Origin of the sequence: Paraburkholderia susongensis, from assembly GCF_900177725.1 — a bacterium.
In the GTDB taxonomy this organism is placed as follows: Bacteria; Pseudomonadota; Gammaproteobacteria; order Burkholderiales; family Burkholderiaceae; genus Paraburkholderia; species Paraburkholderia susongensis.
Genome location: NZ_FXAT01000013.1, coordinates 129,409 through 146,539, shown reverse-complemented (window position 1 = coordinate 146,539; position 17,131 = coordinate 129,409). Strand labels below are relative to the sequence as shown.

General features: G+C 58.5%; 17 protein-coding genes and 1 pseudogene. 14 read left to right on the top strand and 4 right to left on the bottom strand.

All coding sequences use genetic code 11. From position 1 onward, the window contains the following. Positions 1–22: 22 nt before the first annotated feature. Positions 23–1,453: an aldehyde dehydrogenase family protein gene (locus B9Z01_RS28515; protein ID WP_085488906.1), complete on the bottom strand. Its 1,431-nt coding sequence runs from the start codon at positions 1,451–1,453 to the stop codon at positions 23–25. A 58-nt stretch (positions 1,454–1,511) separates the two neighbouring features. Next, complete coding sequence (locus B9Z01_RS35730) at positions 1,512–1,655, bottom strand: hypothetical protein (RefSeq protein ID WP_167387582.1); 144 nt, start codon at positions 1,653–1,655, stop codon at positions 1,512–1,514. 517 nt (positions 1,656–2,172) lie between these two features. Between B9Z01_RS35730 and B9Z01_RS28510 the strand changes: the two genes are divergently transcribed. From B9Z01_RS28510 to B9Z01_RS28455, 13 genes and pseudogenes are all read left to right on the top strand, one after another. Beyond that, a complete protein-coding gene (locus B9Z01_RS28510; RefSeq protein WP_085488905.1) occupies positions 2,173–3,168 on the top strand; it encodes a zinc-dependent alcohol dehydrogenase family protein in 996 nt (331 codons plus the stop codon). A gap of 252 nt (positions 3,169–3,420) precedes the next feature. Beyond that, positions 3,421–4,539, top strand: coding sequence for an alcohol dehydrogenase catalytic domain-containing protein (locus B9Z01_RS28505; protein ID WP_244196179.1), 1,119 nt, complete (start codon positions 3,421–3,423; stop codon positions 4,537–4,539). A 106-nt stretch (positions 4,540–4,645) separates the two neighbouring features. Continuing rightward, entirely contained in the window at positions 4,646–5,305 is a 660-nt protein-coding gene (locus tag B9Z01_RS28500) for a 2-hydroxychromene-2-carboxylate isomerase (RefSeq protein WP_085488903.1), read from the top strand. 25 nt (positions 5,306–5,330) lie between these two features. Continuing rightward, a pseudogene (locus B9Z01_RS36430) lies at positions 5,331–5,441 on the top strand (DUF4148 domain-containing protein); the annotation flags it as partial. A gap of 485 nt (positions 5,442–5,926) precedes the next feature. Beyond that, positions 5,927–6,508: an amino acid synthesis family protein gene (locus tag B9Z01_RS28495; protein ID WP_085488902.1), complete on the top strand. Its 582-nt coding sequence runs from the start codon at positions 5,927–5,929 to the stop codon at positions 6,506–6,508. A gap of 47 nt (positions 6,509–6,555) precedes the next feature. Beyond that, the gene (locus B9Z01_RS28490; RefSeq protein ID WP_085488901.1) at positions 6,556–7,095 is read left to right on the top strand and encodes a cupin domain-containing protein; all 540 of its coding nucleotides are present in this window, start codon (positions 6,556–6,558) and stop codon (positions 7,093–7,095) included. 45 nt (positions 7,096–7,140) lie between these two features. After that, complete coding sequence (locus B9Z01_RS28485; protein WP_085488900.1) at positions 7,141–7,734, top strand: malonic semialdehyde reductase; 594 nt, start codon at positions 7,141–7,143, stop codon at positions 7,732–7,734. Positions 7,735–7,813: 79 nt separating this feature from the next. Beyond that, complete coding sequence (locus tag B9Z01_RS28480; protein ID WP_244196178.1) at positions 7,814–8,107, top strand: hypothetical protein; 294 nt, start codon at positions 7,814–7,816, stop codon at positions 8,105–8,107. Positions 8,108–8,244: 137 nt separating this feature from the next. Next, entirely contained in the window at positions 8,245–8,823 is a 579-nt protein-coding gene (locus B9Z01_RS28475) for a pyridoxamine 5'-phosphate oxidase family protein (RefSeq protein ID WP_085488899.1), read from the top strand. Between the two features lie 35 nt (positions 8,824–8,858). Then, complete coding sequence (gorA, locus tag B9Z01_RS28470; RefSeq protein WP_143809095.1) at positions 8,859–10,214, top strand: glutathione-disulfide reductase; 1,356 nt, start codon at positions 8,859–8,861, stop codon at positions 10,212–10,214. A gap of 118 nt (positions 10,215–10,332) precedes the next feature. Further along, complete coding sequence (locus B9Z01_RS28465) at positions 10,333–11,217, top strand: glutathione S-transferase family protein (RefSeq protein WP_167387581.1); 885 nt, start codon at positions 10,333–10,335, stop codon at positions 11,215–11,217. Positions 11,218–11,380: 163 nt separating this feature from the next. After that, entirely contained in the window at positions 11,381–12,949 is a 1,569-nt protein-coding gene (locus B9Z01_RS28460; RefSeq protein ID WP_085488897.1) for a Re/Si-specific NAD(P)(+) transhydrogenase subunit alpha, read from the top strand. A gap of 13 nt (positions 12,950–12,962) precedes the next feature. After that, positions 12,963–14,396: an NAD(P)(+) transhydrogenase (Re/Si-specific) subunit beta gene (locus tag B9Z01_RS28455; RefSeq protein WP_085488896.1), complete on the top strand. Its 1,434-nt coding sequence runs from the start codon at positions 12,963–12,965 to the stop codon at positions 14,394–14,396. 829 nt (positions 14,397–15,225) lie between these two features. Here the strand turns inward: B9Z01_RS28455 and B9Z01_RS28445 are convergent. Beyond that, positions 15,226–15,603 (bottom strand): hypothetical protein, encoded by a 378-nt coding sequence (locus B9Z01_RS28445; RefSeq protein WP_085488894.1) that lies wholly within the window; start codon positions 15,601–15,603, stop codon positions 15,226–15,228. After that, the gene (locus tag B9Z01_RS28440; RefSeq protein ID WP_085488893.1) at positions 15,600–16,157 is read right to left on the bottom strand and encodes a hypothetical protein; all 558 of its coding nucleotides are present in this window, start codon (positions 16,155–16,157) and stop codon (positions 15,600–15,602) included. The genes B9Z01_RS28445 and B9Z01_RS28440 overlap by 4 nt, the downstream gene beginning before the upstream one ends. A 244-nt stretch (positions 16,158–16,401) precedes the next feature. Between B9Z01_RS28440 and B9Z01_RS28435 the strand changes: the two genes are divergently transcribed. Further along, entirely contained in the window at positions 16,402–17,103 is a 702-nt protein-coding gene (locus B9Z01_RS28435) for an HD domain-containing protein (RefSeq protein ID WP_085488892.1), read from the top strand. Positions 17,104–17,131 lie beyond the last annotated feature (28 nt).

The window sequence follows — 17,131 nt, the reverse complement described above, 5'->3', positions numbered from 1 at the left end:
TGCCGGTGCCAGACGGATTGATTCATGCTTTCGTGTAGGCGGTCTTGACGGTCGTAAAGAAGTCCACTGCGTACGTTCCCTGCTCGCGTGGCCCGTGGCTGGACGCCTTCGTCCCGCCGAACGGCACGTGATAATCGACGCCTGCGGTCGGGACATTCACCATCGTCATGCCGCTGCGGACATGTCGCTTGAAGTGCGTGGCGTGCTTGAGCGAAGTGGTGCAGATGCCGGACGAGAGCCCGAATTCGCTGTCGTTCGCAACGGCGAGCGCTTCCTCATAGCTGTCGACCGGAATGGCACAGGCAATCGGCCCGAATATCTCCTCGCGCGCAATGCGCATCTTCGGCGTCGCGTCGGTGAATAGCGCGGGCGCGAGGAAGTATCCGCGGGTGCTTCTGCTGACGGGTGCGCCTCCGTAGGCAAGCTCTGCGCCCTCGCTCTTCCCGATCTTGATATACGCCAGATCCTGATCCATTTGGGCTGCGTCGACCACGGGGCCGATCTCTGTCAGCGGGTCGAGCGCATGGCCGACATGAAGTCCTGCGAGCGCTTCGCCCAGTCGCGAAACGAACCGCGCGTAGATGCCCTTTTGCACGATGAAGCGCGATGATGCAGTGCACCGTTGGCCCGTCGAATAGTAAGCACCTTGTATAGCGCATTCGATTGCGACTTCGAGGTCTGCGTCGTCAAGCACCACAAGCGGGTTTTTGCCGCCCATCTCGAGTTGCATCCGTTTGAACTGGCGAGCGCCCTGCAGCAGCAACTCGCGGCCCGTGTCAACGGATCCGGTGAACGAGACCGCGTCGATTTCAGGCGACGTGACGATCGCATTGCCGACCACGCTACCACGTCCCATCACGAGATTGAACACGCCTCGCGGAATCCCGCTGCGCGCGATGATTTCAGCCAGTGCCCACGCGGAGCCCGGCACCAGATCGGCCGGTTTGAACACCACGCTGTTGCCATACGCCAGTGCGGGCGCGATTTTCCATGCCGGGATCGCGACCGGAAAGTTCCATGGTGTGATGATGCCGACAACGCCGACAGGTTCTCGCGTGATCTCGACATCGACTTGCGGACGGACGGAGGGGAGTCTCTCGCCGCCCGTGCGCACGACTTCGCCGGCAAAGAACTTGAATATCTGCCCGGCGCGCGCCACTTCCGCGCTTCCCTCGACGAGGGTCTTGCCTTCCTCACGAGACAGGAGAGTGCCAAGTTCGGACTGTCTTGCCAGCAGTTCAGAGCCGATGCAATCGAGCGCGTTCGCGCGCGCCTGAATGCCGTCGTTGCGCCATGTTCGCTGCGCTTCCCGCGCTGCCTCGATCGCAGAGCATGCTTGCCCGGCATCGGCCTGTGCATATTCTCCGACCACGTCGTCGAGATCGGACGGGTTGATGTTTCTGCGGGATGCTATCCCGGTGCGCCATTCTCCGCCGATGAAATTGTCTTTCATGCCACTGATCTCCTGCTACGTTGCTTGACGTGCATACGGGCGATGCCTGGCACGTAGCTCATGCTTCGTTGGCGATGGGGCTCGACATGAGCATCTTGAGATCGACGATGGCCGTGAGGTGTTTGGCCAGATCGACGACACCTTGCTCCTTGACCGCGCCGAAGCTGCGCCGGCCATCTCGTCTATACGTGACGAGCTTCATAGTCGCCTCCATTTTTAGGCACATTGAGTATTTTTGTGCATATTACAGTATTTCGTCTATGATGCAAGAGTGACGTGCTTTGCGATTGGAACTGCACTGTGGCAGGCCAAGGTGCCGGTCGCAGCCGACGTGAACCCGACGTGAACCAGTAGCACGCGCCTATACCGCGCTCATGGAGGAACGGGTTCTGATGCGGGTAAACACCACGGCACGAATCTGTGTACAGATATTATTTTTATGCATAAAATCCGACTTCGTCGTTCATGACCCATGCGATTTGTCTCTGTTCGATCTCATGCGCCGATCATCCGTGCGAGCCGCGGGCATATCTGCGTACTTGCGTTGGTGGTCGTGACGGATGCTGAGGTTGCAGGCTAATCCTGAGTTTCGAGGGTACGTGGGCGCAGTATTTCAGGAACCGAAATGATATGTAGTCTTGAATTTAAAGAAGCGCTGGATTCGGAAATGTGAGAATCAGAATCCAGCCGGGTTGGTTGATGAATCCGTGGAGGGTACGATGAAGGCGGTTTTGGTTCACACCCCAGGAGGGCCGGAGGCTCTCGATTATGTCGATTTGCCCGTGCCAACTGTGTCGAGGACCAGCGTTCTTATCCGCGCCGAGTGCTTTGGTGTTGGCGATCCCGATGTCCTGATCCGCAAAGGCATCTACAGATGGATGCCCCCGCTTCCCGCGAACCCGGGAAACGATGTCGCGGGGCGAATTGAGGCCGTCGGGGCCGACGTCGTCGGTCTTGAAATAGGTCAAAAGGTGCTGCTTAACGCTCGCGATCTCGCAACCCGCGGCGGGTGTTATGCGGAGTTTGTCTCGGCGCCCGCGGACGCCATCCATGTGCTGCCGGACAATGTCGACCTTGAAGCGGCCGTGTGTCTGGGAAATTACCAGGTCGCCTGGGCGTTGCTCAACGACGCCCCGGCACGGAAAGCGCCGCCCAAAAGCGTTCTGGTGATTGGGCCAGCGGGTGGTGTCGGTTCCGCAATCGTGCAGCTAGCCGCGTTGGCGGGGATGCGGGTGATCGGAGTGGTGAGTACCGAGGAGAAGGCGAACTTCGCGCGATTCATTGGCGCCGGCGACGTCGTCTACTACCGGACGGAAAATGTCATTACCCGAACGTTGGAACTGACCGAGGGGCGTGGTGTCGATCTGGTGCTGGACCACGTCGGCGGCAATCAATTTCCATCGTATCTCGAAGTCCTCAGCGATTGGGGCTCCCTTGTCTCCTACAACGCCTTTACCAGGCTGCCGGAAGCGAACCTGCTTGAAGAGATGCGCAAGCATGTCAACAAGTGCCCGGCGGTTCGCTGCTTTTCTTTCCATATCTACGACGGCAACAGAGAGGGTCGCCGAGCCATCATGCGCGCGCTCATTGGCCATCTGGCGGCAGGCGAAATCAAGCCTTCGATCTCGACACGGTTCAAGCTGTCCGACGTGCGGCAAGCTCATACGCTGCTCGAAGCTGGCGACGTCCTGGGCAAGATCGTCATGACCGTATGAGATCACGCGCAAGAATTCGCGACGAAAGCCGCCGACGATGGCGAATCACTCGCACTCGATCGCACGTCACTGGTCAATGGTATGGCTACATTCACAAGACGGGTGCATCGGGGTCGTGAGATTGGATGTTGTACCGGTAAGTAACCGTTGCTCTCGAAGCCAACGCCACTTTTGCGCACTGACGTCCTGGTTGTGCAGTCATGCTAACGGTGTTCACGCGAGAGCAAAGACACAACAGTAAAGGAGACGATCTTGACAACAAATCAGATGATGAGGGTTGCGCGTTTGCACGAAGTTGGCGGCACGATGCGCGTGGAAGAAATTGCCAGACCTGCGCCGCGGGATCACGACGTGCTGGTGCGTGTACGTGCATGCGGTGTGGTGCCCAATCTTCGCAACATTATCACGCATGGTCCGAGCTGGTATCCGAACCGGCCGCTGCCGCCTTTTCCGGCGATTTTCGGCCTGGACGTCACGGGCGAGATCGTTGAAATCGGCAGCAAGGTGCGGGATGTCAATATTGGCGACCGTGTCTATGTCAATCCGGGCCGATCATGCGGCACATGCCGGCATTGCCGGCGGGGCGATCCTCTCTCCTGCGCCTGGTATACCTTCGCCGGATATTTCGGATTCTCGAACAAGTCGCTGGAGATATTCGAGCAGTACCCCTACGGGGGGTTTGGCGAGTTCATGACGGCGCCCGCGACCGCGCTGGCCAAACTGCCCGACGATATCAGCTTCGAGCAGGGCGCGCGTATCGGCTATATCGGCACGGCCTATTCAGCCCTCAAAAAATGTCACGCCGATGCGCCATCGACAGTGCTGATCAATGGTGCAAGCGGCACGCTCGGCGTATCTTGTGTGCTTTCGGCACTGGCGCTCGGCGTCAACAGGATTCTCGGGACGGGCCGTAATCGGTCCTTGCTCGAGCGGGTCAAGGCGCTTGCGCCGGACCGGATTGAAATCTTTACTCTCGATCAGGGATCGGTCACGGAATGGGCGAAGCGGGAGACAGGCGGCGAAGGCGTCGACAGTGCGATCGACTGTCTGGGGCCGGGAGCCTTGCAGGAAACCTTCCTGGAAGGCTTCTACAGCGTGAGACGCGGGGGCACGTTCGTGAATATCGGTGCAACGCGCAGCAAGGTGCCGATCGAAGTCCACCACCTGATGTCCAGCAACATCTCGTTCGTATCTTCGCTCTGGTTTACGACGCGAGAAGCCCAGGAACTCTTCGCATTCGCGCATGCCGGTCTTCTCGACATGTCGGTTTTCGCGACGCGCAGCTATCCGCTCGAATCGATCGACGATGCGATTGAGGGAAGTCAGGACCGTACCAACGGCGGGTTCTCGAACTTCGTGGTCTGTCCGTAACCGCAAGACCCGGAGGCGAGATGCTTCAGACGAAGCATTTCGCCCGCCCGCAGTGTTCGAAAACCCAATCAAGGCGCCAGGTCGCGTTGTGATACGGAGTTATGTAATGACACTTGCTGCCGATTTTTTCTTTTCATTCCGTAGCCCATATAGCTATATCGCTCTTGTGAAACTACGCGACAGGGTGAAGGATCACGATGTAGCGATCCGCCTGCGCCCGGTCTATCCGATGGCCGTTCGCGTGCCGGGTTTTTTCAAGCGCTCGAATCCATTGATGGTCAAGTATGTGGCTCTTGACACCACACGGGTCGCTCAGCAAGCGGACATTCCGTTTCACTTTCCGCGTCCCGATCCCATCGTCCAGGACATGGAGTCGCTTGATGTATCGCCCGAGCAACCCTATATCCATCGCCTTACCCGGCTGGCGGCAGCGGCACAGCTCGAAGGGCGCTCCCTGGCATTCGCGAATGCCATTGCGCCGGTGCTTTGGGACGGCAGTGTGATCGGATGGAACGAGGGAGATCACCTCTCACGTGCGGCAGCGTCTGCGGGGTTCGATCTCGAAGCACTCGATGCGGCGATCGTGGCCGCCCCGGAGCGTTACGAAGCTATCATCAAAGGCAATGAAAACGACCTGGGTGCCGCGGGACATTGGGGAGTACCGACCTTCGTGTTCCAAGGAGAGCCGTTCTTTGGGCAAGACCGCATCGACGCGCTTTTCTGGCGTATGAAATCACACGGCCTGCAGCGCATGTCTTCCGAATGAGGCGCGCGAGAACTCGGCGGAGTAGAAGAAGCTGGAAGGCAACGGGCACAAGCCAGCCGCTAATGACCCGAATTACCCGGAAGACCTGCACTATGCCGAGAAAAATGCGGGGGCTGCTGGCACCGCCAGTAAGTAGGCCAGGTCTCGCCTGGGAAAAGGAGCGACTTCTGCGCGGTTCCTTTTTAACCGGCGCCTCGAAAGCACCTCTCTTCTCCGCCGTCGCCATTGCTTCGAAACGCAACAGCTTGTCAGTCACCTGATTGCTGACTTGACTCTGTTCTATGACTGTCGACGGCGCCACCAGGCACTAAGGATGAAAATCCCTGCTTGAGGCTTCGCATTAGCTGCTCAACCTGAGCGGGATCCGCTGGGTCATTGCATGAGACGACCCAGAACCTACGATTCTCCGTTGCTTGCACGATACCGTCCTGCGGCGGCCAGGTCAGGACCGAAATAGTCAAAGTTCATTTCCTTGAATTGCGATCTCAGGAATATGCGAAAAATTTGGGCGTAAAAAATAGTTTTGTGCATAAAATAGAAAGATGGCTATAATGGAACCGCTGGCGTGCGACATGGCACCGTGCACGCAGTTGATTGGAACAACTTCCCTGGAGCACGCGGATGTCGCTAATGAACGTAAGAAAGGTCAAGCTGGATCTGGAGGAGGTCTGGCACGAAGGCGGGGCGCGGCTGGAAGAGCCGCTATTGGTCGCAGTGGCGACCGCGATTGTCGCCAATCCTTATGCCGGTCGCTACGAACCCAATCTTTTGCCCTTCATGCAGGCGCTCCGGGAGCTGGGGGCCGATCTTTCGTCGCGTCTCATTACGCAACTGGGAGGCTTATCGAAGGTCGAGGCTTATGGCAAGGGCGCTATTGTGGGTGAGGATGGCGAACTCGAGCATGGCGCTGTCTGGCATGAGGCAGGCGGTTGGGCCATGCGCGAGACGTTGGGCGATCCGAAGGCAATGGTTCCTTCTGCCAAGACGATTGGTGGCGTGGGAACGCGTCTGATGGTTCCACTGGGGCACATTCATGCATCGTATGTTCGCAGCCATTACGGTACCTGTGAGGTCACCGTATGGGACGGTCCGCGGCGCAACGAAATTGCGTTTGCGCTCGCGATGGCGACGGGCGGGCGTGTCCATGCCCGGTTGGGAGGACTCCGGGCATCGGACATTCAGGGGCATGACGGTCTACGTTAGGTCTCGGGAAACCAGTACGTCATTCTCGTATAAACAGGGGTACGCAGATGCAGATCCGACGAGTGGTAACCGGCCGCGATCGGAATGGCCGTTCAGTACTGCTTTCAGACGGCGTGCCGTCGCGTGCCGTCACTTTCCAGGCGGTTCCTGGTTATGCGTTCGCGCAGCTCTGGACGACGCCTCCATCACCGGTTCTCTCGGCGTCCGGCAGTGATCCGACTGAAGGGCAGACGGATATCCTGCCCTCCCCGGGCGGCACGAGTTTTCTGATCGTCACGTTTCCTCCCGAAAGCGCGATGTCCGTGCCGGGTTTTGACCGGGCTGCGGCGGGCGCCGAGTTGGCAGGGCACATGCCCGACTTCGTGAGGACATTCGAGCCGGATTGTCCGGGCATGCATACCACCGACACGGTCGATTACGCGATCGTCCTGTCGGGTGAGATCTGGCTGGAGCTCGACGATGGGCAACAGACGCTGGTGCGTGCGATGGACGTCGCAGTGCAGCAGGGCCCGCGGCATGCGTGGCGCAACAAGAGCGATGCGCCGGCAACGGTCGCGTTTTTCATGGTGGGAGCCACGCGGCCTTAGGCCGGGATGGTACTCGGGAACGACGAGAATCAGGAGCATGCATCCATGAGCGAGCCGCTCGACATTCACGCCCGGCAGCAACTCTTTACGCAGGCTCGAAGCCAGAATGCCTGGCTTGCGAACCCGATATCCGACGAGTTGCTTCGTGAGTTATTCGAACTGACGAGGTGGGGGCCGACAAGCATGAACTGTTCGCCGATGCGAGTCACGTTCGTGCGTTCGCCCGGAGCGCGCGAGCGGCTTTTATCCGCCGTCTCGGCAGGCAATGTCGAGAAGGTTCGCTCTGCGCCCATCGTGGCCATCATCGCTCACGATCTGGCGTTTTACGAGAAGCTCTCCACGCTGTTTCCGCATCGCCCGAATGCAGGCGACATCTTCCGGAGCCAGCCCGCGCTTGCCGAGGAGACCGGCTTTCGCAACAGTTCCCTGCAAGGAGGGTATTTCATCCTCGCCGCACGCTTGCTCGGTTTGGACTGCGGACCCCTGTCGGGCTTTGATGCCCGTCTCGTCAACTCGCTGTTCTTCGAAGGTACGTCGCTGCGCGTGAATTTTCTGTGCTGCCTTGGCTATGGCGATCCGGCCGGACTGTTCCCACGCAGTCCCCGATTCGAATTCGACGACGCCTGCATGATCGTGTAGGTGGGAAAGATGGCTCGATTCAGGCGAAGACGGCGTTGCGCTACTGTGGCAAGAATTCTTCTGATGGGAACACACGATCGTGGAAGTACTAATTTCAGGGGCGAGGGTAGCTGCTTGTCGTGAGCGCTCTCCTGACATCGAAGCCACACGTCGTGCACGTCGCGACGCCGCAGTGGCGGCAAACGCCGAAGATGCATCGGTTTGGCGCTGGTTTTCCGCGCTGCTGGAAGAGCGGCGTATTCGGTGGCGCTTTGCGCTACACAGTTGGGTCGTTCATGTCGACAGAATGCAAGTGGCCACGGAGCCCACGTTTTACGAGGCGATTCGTGCTGCAAAAGAGGAAGCTGATGAGTTGGGGGTGGGAATGCTGTAGAGCCTAGGTGCTTCCTGGTCAGTCAGGTTCATGATCCGGCGTGCGTGCAGAGACGGGTCTTTTTGGTACGACGCTATTCAGTGCGACCGTGGATCGAATGCTCGCGATCCACGAAACAAAGTTGGGAAGGTGACTGCATGATGCTCGCCGATGCTTATGCGGCCGTTTGGGAAAACCTCCTTGGTGGAACGGCACCCGGGCGCGTCCCGTTCAAGATTATGCAGGCGGCCACAATCGGGTTGGACGGCGCGCCAGCCGTTCGCTCGATTGTCCTGCGTCGGGTATGCGAGGCCGATAACGTCATCGCGTTTCATACGGATATACGCTCGCCCAAGTCAGCGGAATTAAAAAATGATCGACGAATTGCGCTGGTAGGCGTAGACCCCGATCGCAACGTTCAGATACGTATTCAAGGCGAAGCACGGATCGTTCATGAAGCGCAGGCGCGAAGGGCCGCATGGGAATCGGGTCGCGCCCAAAGCCAGATTGTCTATCAGACCACGCTTGCTCCCGGGACACCCGTCGACCGGCCAGTCGCAGCAGCGGCTCCAAAGCTTGACGTATTTCAGGCGTCCGACGGCTTCGAAAACTTCTGTATCGTCGAAGTCCGGCCCTCAATGATTGACTGGCTTGATTTGTCGATCGCCGATGCGCCCAGGCGGGCCCGATTCGGTCGAGTTCCCGACGGATGGGAAGGCCGCTGGATTGCCCCTTAGCGGGATGAATGGATTTTGAAAAAATTAACGGGATTGTGATGATGGATTTCGATCTCTTCGTAATTGGCGGTGGCTCTGGCGGCGTGCGTTGCGCACGTATCGCGGCTGGGCATGGCGCGCGCGTCGGCGTGGCGGAGGCCCGTTTCTGGGGAGGGACTTGTGTAAACGTTGGCTGCGTGCCCAAGAAGTTCATGGTCATGGCTGCTGAATACGGTGCCACGGCCGAGGATGCGCGCGGATTTGGCTGGGATATCCTGCGCAACGGGCATGACTGGTCTGCTCTGATCGCCGCGAAGGACAGGGAGGTTTCGCGATTGAACGGCATTTATCGTCGTCTTCTGGAGAATGCCGGCGCGAAAATTTTCGATGCCAAAGCAAGTTTCGTCGACGCCCATACGCTCGACGTGGGCGGGCGGCGAGTCACGGCGGAACGGATTGTGATTGCTACCGGCGGCCATCCTGTCGGGCTTGGTATTCCCGGCGCCGAACATGCCGCTATCTCCGATGACATCTTTGTGGCGAAGGAAATGCCAAAGCGAGTCGCAGTGATCGGTAGCGGCTATATTGCAGTGGAATTCGCCGGTGTGTTCGCCGGACTTGGAGCGCAAACGCACCTCGTCTACCGGCAGCCGCTACCACTGCGCGGATTTGATGAGGATCTGCGCGTCGCACTGGCTGAGGCGCTGGTGCAGAACGGCATCATTCTGCATCCAGGCACCACCCCCGTCGCCGTCACCGCGGACGGTGCCGGCAAGCAAGCGACGCTCTCGAATGGCACCGTGCTGGAGGTGGATATGGTCTTCTTTGCCACTGGTCGCGCGCCTAACACCGAGGGGCTGAATCTCGGGGCCGCAGGGGTGAACGTCGGGGCGCGAGGCGAGATCGCGGTAGGGGCGGATCTTGTCACCAACGTGCCGCATATCTACGCGCTGGGCGATGTGACGGACCGGATGAACCTAACTCCCGTAGCCACGGCCGAGGGACATGCTCTCGCGGATACGCTCTATGGCAACAGGCCGCGCGAGGTAAGCCTGGAGTACGTCCCGACGGCCGTGTTCTCCATCCCACCTATCGCCACGGTAGGGCCGACGGAGCAGCAGGCTGCGCAGAGCATGGAAGGGATCAAGATCTTCATGTCCAGATTCACGCCCATGCGCCATGCGCTAACAGGTCGGGCGCGCAAAACGCTGATGAAACTGATTGTGGATGCAAGAACCGACAAGGTCGTGGGCGCGCATATGCTGGGCGAGGATGCGCCAGAAATCATGCAGGGTCTGGCGGTGGCAATCGTCGCCGGGGCGACCAAGGCGGACTTCGACCGGACCATCGGCATCCATCCGAGCGCCGCCGAAGAGTTCGTCACTCTCAGGACGCAGACGATACGCTCGTGATGCGCGATCCCGTGATCCGATCGCGGATCTCATGAAACCAGCGATCGAATCTTAAGCACTACACCTGAACACGCACGGCAGAAGATTCACGGCTGATGGCCTAATGATGGAGGAAGAGATGGTAAAGCTGGCAAGATCCGATATTCGTACCACTGAAGTGCTGAGCTGGAAGGGGCTACACCTGTTTCACGCGCCTATGTCGACCTGCTCCCAGAAGGTGAGAACTTTTCTCAACCTGAAGGGGGTGGACTGGACCTCGCATACGATAAATATTGGCACAAATGAGACCCTGAGCGAGTATTTTCTCGGTATCAACCCTCGAGGTTTGGTCCCTGTGCTTGTCGATGAAGGTGACGTTCACATCGAAAGCAACGACATATTGCTTCACATTGAAAAGCGCTTTCCTTCTCCGTCGTTGGTTCCGGCGCAACTCGGCTCGGATATCGAGAAGATGCTTGAGTTCGAGAACGATCTCCATCTGGATATGCGCGCACTCACGTTCCGATTTCTGGTCGTACGGTCGACGCCTCCGAAGAGCGCCGACGATCTGAAGAACTATCGGGAGCGTGGGGCGGGCACTGTTGGAGGGGTGAAGGATCTGGAAAAAGAGCGGGAGTTCGAGTTCTGGGATCGCTATAACCGGGAGGGCATTACCGATGAAGTCTCGGTTGCGGCAGCCTTGCGGTTCCACGCCGCGTTCTCGGACTTGAACCAACGGTTGACTTCGTCCCGCAACATCGCGTCGGATGACTTCTCGCTGGTGGATATCGCGTGGATTATCTACACCCAGAGACTGTCGCTGCTTGGCTATCCGGTTCAGCAGTTGCACCCCAAACTCTTTGACTGGTTCAGCCAGCATCAACGAAGGGTAGAGATCGGAAAGGAGATCGCGGTTCCGCAGGACCGCCTCGACGGGATCGCCCGGAGCCAGGCTCAGCAAAAGCTTCAACACCAAAGTTTTATGGATATTTGCGGCCCAGCGTTGGGTGTCACGATCGCTTGATCGGGTGTGCTTCGGAGCCGCGGGCGACACGGCTCGAGTTGCCCGCGATCGGGTGCGCATGCGAAATCCGGGTGGAGGAAAGGCGCCCGACAATGCCGCAGCCTGGACTTCTCAAGTTGTGGCTCGTATCGCATGGTAGGCATATTAAAGAAACGAGACGCTTATGAAAATTGGTACTCCGAAGGAAATTTTAAAGGACGAGAGACGTGTGGCGATGACGCCCCAGTCCGCTCTAGCCCTTAAGAAACTCGGCTATGACTGCTTTATCGAAGCGGGCGCCGGCATCGCTGCCCGCTTCCCCGATGAGGCCTATCGCGACGCTGGCGTGACCGTCGTGCCGAGCGCCGCGGACCTTTGGGCGCTGTCCGACGTCGTCGCAAAGATACGGCCTCTCGAACCGGTCGAAGTCGGGATGACCCGCAGCGGCCAGATCGTTATGTCGCTGCTGTATCCTGGCCAGAATGCCGAATTGCTGGAGGCGCTGAACGCGAGATGCGTCACCGCGCTGGCGCTGGACATGGTGCCTCGCATCAGCCGCGCCCAGAAGATGGATGTGCTGTCGTCGATGGCCAACCTTGCCGGATACCGCGCGGTGGTCGAAGCCTGCAACCATTTCGACCGTTTCATGACCGGCCAGATCACCGCCGCCGGCAAGATGCCGCCGGCCAAGGTGCTGGTGATCGGGGCGGGCGTAGCCGGTCTTGCCGCTATCGGCACGGCGGTGTCGCTAGGTGCGGTCACTTACGCTTTCGACGTAAGGCCGGAAGTCGCCGAACAGATCGAATCGATGGGCGCCGAATTCGTCTTTCTCGAATTCGAGCAGACCCAGGACTCGACCGTCACGGGAGGCTATGCGGCTCCCTCGTCGCCGGAATTCCAGGCCAAACAGCTCGCAAGACTCCGGGGCCTGGCGCCGGAGATCGACATCGTCATCACGACAGCCCTGATCCCGGGGCGGGCGGCGCCGAAGCTCTGGACGAGGGATATGGTCGATGCCATGAAGCCCGGTTCAGTCATCGTCGATCTTGCTGCCGAGCGTGGCGGCAACTGCGAACTCACCGTCCCGGAACAGGCGATCGAGACGGTGAACGGCGTCAGGATCATCGGCTTCACGGACTTTCCGTCGCGCATGGCGGCGCAGGCTTCGACACTCTATGCCACCAACGTCCGCCACATGATGGACGACCTGACACCGGCCAGAGACGGCATAGCGTTCGTTAACATGGAGGACGACGTGATTCGCGGCGCCACTGTGACCAGGCAGGGAGAAATCACTTTCCCTCCTCCGCCGCCAAAGGTACAGGCGATTGCAAGGGCCGCGCCGAACAGAACTCCGGTTGAGTCGGTGCAGGAAAAGGCGGCGCGCGAAGATGCCCAGCGCAAGGTCGCGGGCAAGCGTCAAACCTGGATGCTTCTCGCCGGGGTGATCGTTACCCTCCTGGTCGGCGCAACCGCGCCGCCAGCTTTCATGCAGCACTTCATGGTCTTCGTGCTGGCGGTTTTCGTTGGCTTCCATGTGATCTGGAACGTTTCGCATTCTCTGCATACGCCGTTGATGGCCATAACCAACGCCATTTCATCGATCGTCGTTCTCGGTGCGTTGCTGCAGGTGGGTTCATCCGATCTGATTGTCGGAAGCCTGGCGGCACTGTCCATTTTGATGGCGTCGATCAATATCTTTGGCGGGTTCCTGGTCACGCGCCGGATGCTGGCCATGTTCAACAAGAGCTAGTCGGGAGCAGGCTATGCATTCGGGTTTGGTTACGGGCGCCTATATTGGCGCAACGGTCCTTTTTATACTGGCGCTAGGAGGCCTCTCCAATCAGGAGAAGGCAAAGCGCGCAATCTGGTTTGGCATCGCCGGCATGGCGATTGCGCTCCTTGCGACGATATTCAGCGGTGGCGGCGCGATCGTGCCAATCATCGGCCTGATCGCGTTGGGCGGTGCTTGCGGCACAATCGTCGCACGGCGAGTTCAGATGACTCAGATGCCGGAACTCGTGGCGGCATTCCACAGCCTCGTCGGCCTCGCGGCCGTGTTCATCGGTCTGAATGCCGATATCGAGGCACAGCAGGCGGCGCAGGCGCTGCGTGACGGCGCTGCCAGCACGCTTTCAGGCGGCGTGGCGATGCTCGCGCACAAGACACCTATCGAACTGTCGATCATGCGGGTCGAGGTGTTCCTCGGCATACTGATCGGTGCAATCACGTTCACGGGCTCGATCGTCGCCTATGGGAAGCTCGCCGGAAAAATCCAGTCAAAGGCGCTGATCCTCCCGGGCCGCCACGCGATCAATATTGCGGCGGGACTCGGCTGCCTGCTGCTCGGCGGCCTGTATTTCCGCTGCGCCGGGATCTGGACCGTGATCTGCGTGGCGCTCATTGCAGGCGTCGTTGGCTGGCACCTGATCATGGCGATCGGCGGCGCCGATATGCCCGTGGTGATCTCGATGTTGAACAGCTACTCGGGCTGGGCGGCGGCCGCAACCGGATTTACGTTGTCGAACGATCTTCTGATCGTGACGGGAGCACTGGTCGGCTCGTCGGGCGCCATTTTGTCGTACATCATGTGTCGGGCGATGAACCGGAATTTTCTCAGTGTCATCCTGGGCGGCTTCGGCGCGCGCAGCGGACCGGCACAGGCGATCGAGGGCGAACAGGTGGCGATCGATACCCATGGCGTCGCGGCGATGCTCGACGACGCCGAATCGGTGGTTTTGGTGCCAGGCTATGGCATGGCGGTTGCGCAGGCCCAGCAGTCGGTCTCCGAGCTGGTCAGGCGGCTGCGTGCCAAAGGCAAGCAGGTACGGTTCGGTATCCATCCGGTAGCAGGGCGGCTGCCCGGGCACATGAACGTGCTGCTCGCCGAGGCCAAGGTGCCTTATGACATCGTGCTCGAAATGGACGAGATCAACCAAGACCTCCCTTCTACCGATGTTGCGATCGTCATCGGCTCGAACGACATCGTCAATCCGGCGGCGCAGGACGATCCGCACTCGCCCATCGCAGGCATGCCGGTGCTTGAGGTCTGGAAGGCGAAGCATGTGCTGGTACTGAAACGGGGGCAGGGCACCGGCTACTCTGGCATTGAGAACCCGCTCTTCTACAAGGAGAACGCGCGGATGTTCTATGGCGACGCCAGAAAATCGCTCGACGAACTGTTGACCCAGGTTCACTGAACGATTCGGGAGTAAGGTTCGCGTTGCAGGCAGTGCACACTACGCGACGCAGAAAAACTGAACAGTTGCTAGCTGACAAGTTCTAACGAGTGGGACACTGTGAATGCCTGTTGCAATCTATTGCGGCTGGACAATTGCAGTCGAGGATGCCACATGACGGGCGCCAGGGCATCGGCCGTCATCACGATGCCGATTCGTTATCCATCACGACCTGGACTGGAACCCCAGCGTTCTTGAACAGCGGACGGGTCGACTGGATCGGATCGGTGCACTGGCTGAACGAGTCGGAAAGAATATCGAAGTTTATGAGCCGTACCTAATGAGAACCCATGACGAGAAAATGTTCCGCGCCGTGGAAGACCGCGCTCAGTGGTTTGATGTCGTTATGGGGCGGCCAAACGCGTCGGATGAATATGGCATCGAAGTCGAAGAGACTCGGTTGCCACTGCACACCAAAGTCAGAAAGGCACCATTATGGATCTCCGCAGCCCCGAGCTGCCGTTCGATCCGGGATGTCTTCTGACCGACCTTGCCCTATCAACGGAAGCCTAACATCTGCACCGGCGCCAACTGTCACGACTACCCCATGATTTCAATCAGGATTGCAGTCACGCAATGTCTCTAATTGCCTCGTTCTCCGTGATGACTTAAGCAAGAGCGGCACCGGCGTCCATTACGATCGCTGCGTGGTCGAGGAGTGCCGACAGAATTTCTCGGTATCGCTGACGGTATCGGTAAGACGGGAGCAGGTGGAACTGTCGTCATATAAATGCTCCCGCCCGTCGTTTGACAATCGAGTGGGGTGTAATGTATTGAGACATTCAGATAGTCAATCAAAAATGTTTGAACGATGTCGGTTTTGTAGTTGCTCACGTTGTCGAAGATCACGTGAATCTCTTTTCCGCGTGGCTGGGCCGGTACCACCTCGGTAAGGAACAATACTCACTCGAACGTAATCAAATCGATTGACGAGCCGCAGCCAGCCGTCTCCGGTCCGACTGCCGCCGTCGCTGCCAGAAATCCTTCGTCCCGCAAGCCCGCAAAACGACAGTGTGTCTAGCTCATCGCGGGAAACGGCGATGATCCTGTCCTCCGGCGAGAGAGGTCTGTCCAGGTCTGACTGGTACAGCGCTGGAATTGTTTTCCAGAACGAAAGGTCACCTGTTGCGTCGAAAAGCACGAAGGCGAACAGCGAAGACTGTTTCATTTGTTATGTTTCTGTACTTTACGTTGCCTGGCCTGCTTTGAAACAAGTAGAGTATCTTTCGCGGGCGTGTCGTTGACCGACTTCGTGTAAGTTCGTTTGCGAATGGGCGACGCACCATTTTTCGAGCCCAGAAGCGCGTTGAGCCGATACGTAGCTTCGAAATAGGCCTTCGCTGAAACTGTGTCGAGCTGGCTGTCATGATGACTTACCACGCGCTTAAGAACGGTCAGCTCTGCTTCATCGAGGAACCATGCATCCTCCTTGGTTGCACGATCGGTCGCGGAATCCATTACCCGCTCAGCTTCTTCAAAAAGACCGATGTCGGCGTCACCGAAGCCTGTTTCCCATAGAAAATACGACAGATATGTAATCCGGATCACTTCATTGAATGAATGTTTAAGCTGATATCGCCGAGCGATTCCGACCAGCGCAAGGTGATTGGAAAGGGATATATGTCGCGTGACCTCGGTGGGCATCGGTAACAAAAGCTGCTTAGGAGACGGGAACGCACGAAGGTGCTTCCTGTAGGTAATCGAGCTGAATGATTGCAGCATGCTATATCTTGGGGAATCGGGCGTGACAGGTCTAATCGGGCGCTACCGTTGTCAGGAGTCGACCAGCAGGGCGGCAAGGAAAGTTCTCTACGCGTTTGTGAACTCTAGTCCATCGATACGAGCTGTATCCCTAATCAGGATAAAATCATTGCACCTCGCGGCGCGATTGCCCAGCCTTATGAGCGATCGATATGCCTTGTGTGAACTCGCGACCTGTCGCTCTCAACAAACCACACCTTCACTCATGAAATCTCATCCGAATGAAACGTCTGCCGTCGAGCATTTCGCACGCTCGTTTGCTCCCCACGAACAGCTGGTTGAATCGCTACTGCAAACTCGTGCGTTCGACCACTTTGGAACGGACGGATCACATGACATCGGGCACATCGTCCGCGTCTGGAACCTCGTGTCTCGAATTGCGGAACACGAACCTGTCGTGGACAAAGAACTTCTAGCCGCTGCGACGCTACTTCACGATTGCGTGAATATAGAAAAAAACGACCCGCGGAGGTCGCAAGCCTCGGTGCTGTCTGCAGAGCTTGCATCAGAGCTCCTTCTGCAGATAGGCTGGACTCCGATGCGTATCGCGGCTACTGCGCATGCCATTCAGTCTCACAGCTTCTCGGCTGGCATTGAGCCCCAAACGCTCGAAGCCTTCATCCTGCGCGACGCCGATAGGCTTGATGCACTCGGAGCGATTGGCATCGCGCGTACTTTCTATGTCGCTGGACGACTCGGTCGGAGCCTGTATTGCGCGAAGGACCCGCTCGCACGTGACAGAGAACTGAATGACAACGTTTTTGCACTAGACCACTTTCGGACCAAACTGCTTATGCTCGGTGACGGGCTACGGACGCAAACTGCTCGCCAGATTGCTGCGGAGCGGCTCGAACTGATGCGACGCTTCGTTTCCGACTTCACCAGTGAAGCGTCGCCCTCGTTGTGACGGGCAGAATCCTCTCTGTGTAACTGAT

Excerpts from the sequence above, each read along its gene's own strand:
- B9Z01_RS28460 (WP_085488897.1), top strand. The coding sequence starts at position 11,381 with ATGAAAATTGGTACTCCGAAGGAAATTTTAAAGGACGAGAGACGTGTG.
- B9Z01_RS28455 (WP_085488896.1), top strand. The coding sequence starts at position 12,963 with ATGCATTCGGGTTTGGTTACGGGCGCCTATATTGGCGCAACGGTCCTT.
- B9Z01_RS28485 (WP_085488900.1), top strand. The coding sequence starts at position 7,141 with ATGAGCGAGCCGCTCGACATTCACGCCCGGCAGCAACTCTTTACGCAG.
- B9Z01_RS28475 (WP_085488899.1), top strand. The coding sequence starts at position 8,245 with ATGATGCTCGCCGATGCTTATGCGGCCGTTTGGGAAAACCTCCTTGGT.
- B9Z01_RS28510 (WP_085488905.1), top strand. The coding sequence starts at position 2,173 with ATGAAGGCGGTTTTGGTTCACACCCCAGGAGGGCCGGAGGCTCTCGAT.
- B9Z01_RS28500 (WP_085488903.1), top strand. The coding sequence starts at position 4,646 with ATGACACTTGCTGCCGATTTTTTCTTTTCATTCCGTAGCCCATATAGC.
- B9Z01_RS28440 (WP_085488893.1), bottom strand. The coding sequence starts at position 16,157 with ATGCTGCAATCATTCAGCTCGATTACCTACAGGAAGCACCTTCGTGCG.
- B9Z01_RS28515 (WP_085488906.1), bottom strand. The coding sequence starts at position 1,453 with ATGAAAGACAATTTCATCGGCGGAGAATGGCGCACCGGGATAGCATCC.
- B9Z01_RS28435 (WP_085488892.1), top strand. The coding sequence starts at position 16,402 with ATGAAATCTCATCCGAATGAAACGTCTGCCGTCGAGCATTTCGCACGC.
- B9Z01_RS28445 (WP_085488894.1), bottom strand. The coding sequence starts at position 15,603 with ATGAAACAGTCTTCGCTGTTCGCCTTCGTGCTTTTCGACGCAACAGGT.
- B9Z01_RS28490 (WP_085488901.1), top strand. The coding sequence starts at position 6,556 with ATGCAGATCCGACGAGTGGTAACCGGCCGCGATCGGAATGGCCGTTCA.
- B9Z01_RS28495 (WP_085488902.1), top strand. The coding sequence starts at position 5,927 with ATGTCGCTAATGAACGTAAGAAAGGTCAAGCTGGATCTGGAGGAGGTC.
- B9Z01_RS28465 (WP_167387581.1), top strand. The coding sequence starts at position 10,333 with ATGGTAAAGCTGGCAAGATCCGATATTCGTACCACTGAAGTGCTGAGC.
- B9Z01_RS35730 (WP_167387582.1), bottom strand. The coding sequence starts at position 1,655 with ATGAAGCTCGTCACGTATAGACGAGATGGCCGGCGCAGCTTCGGCGCG.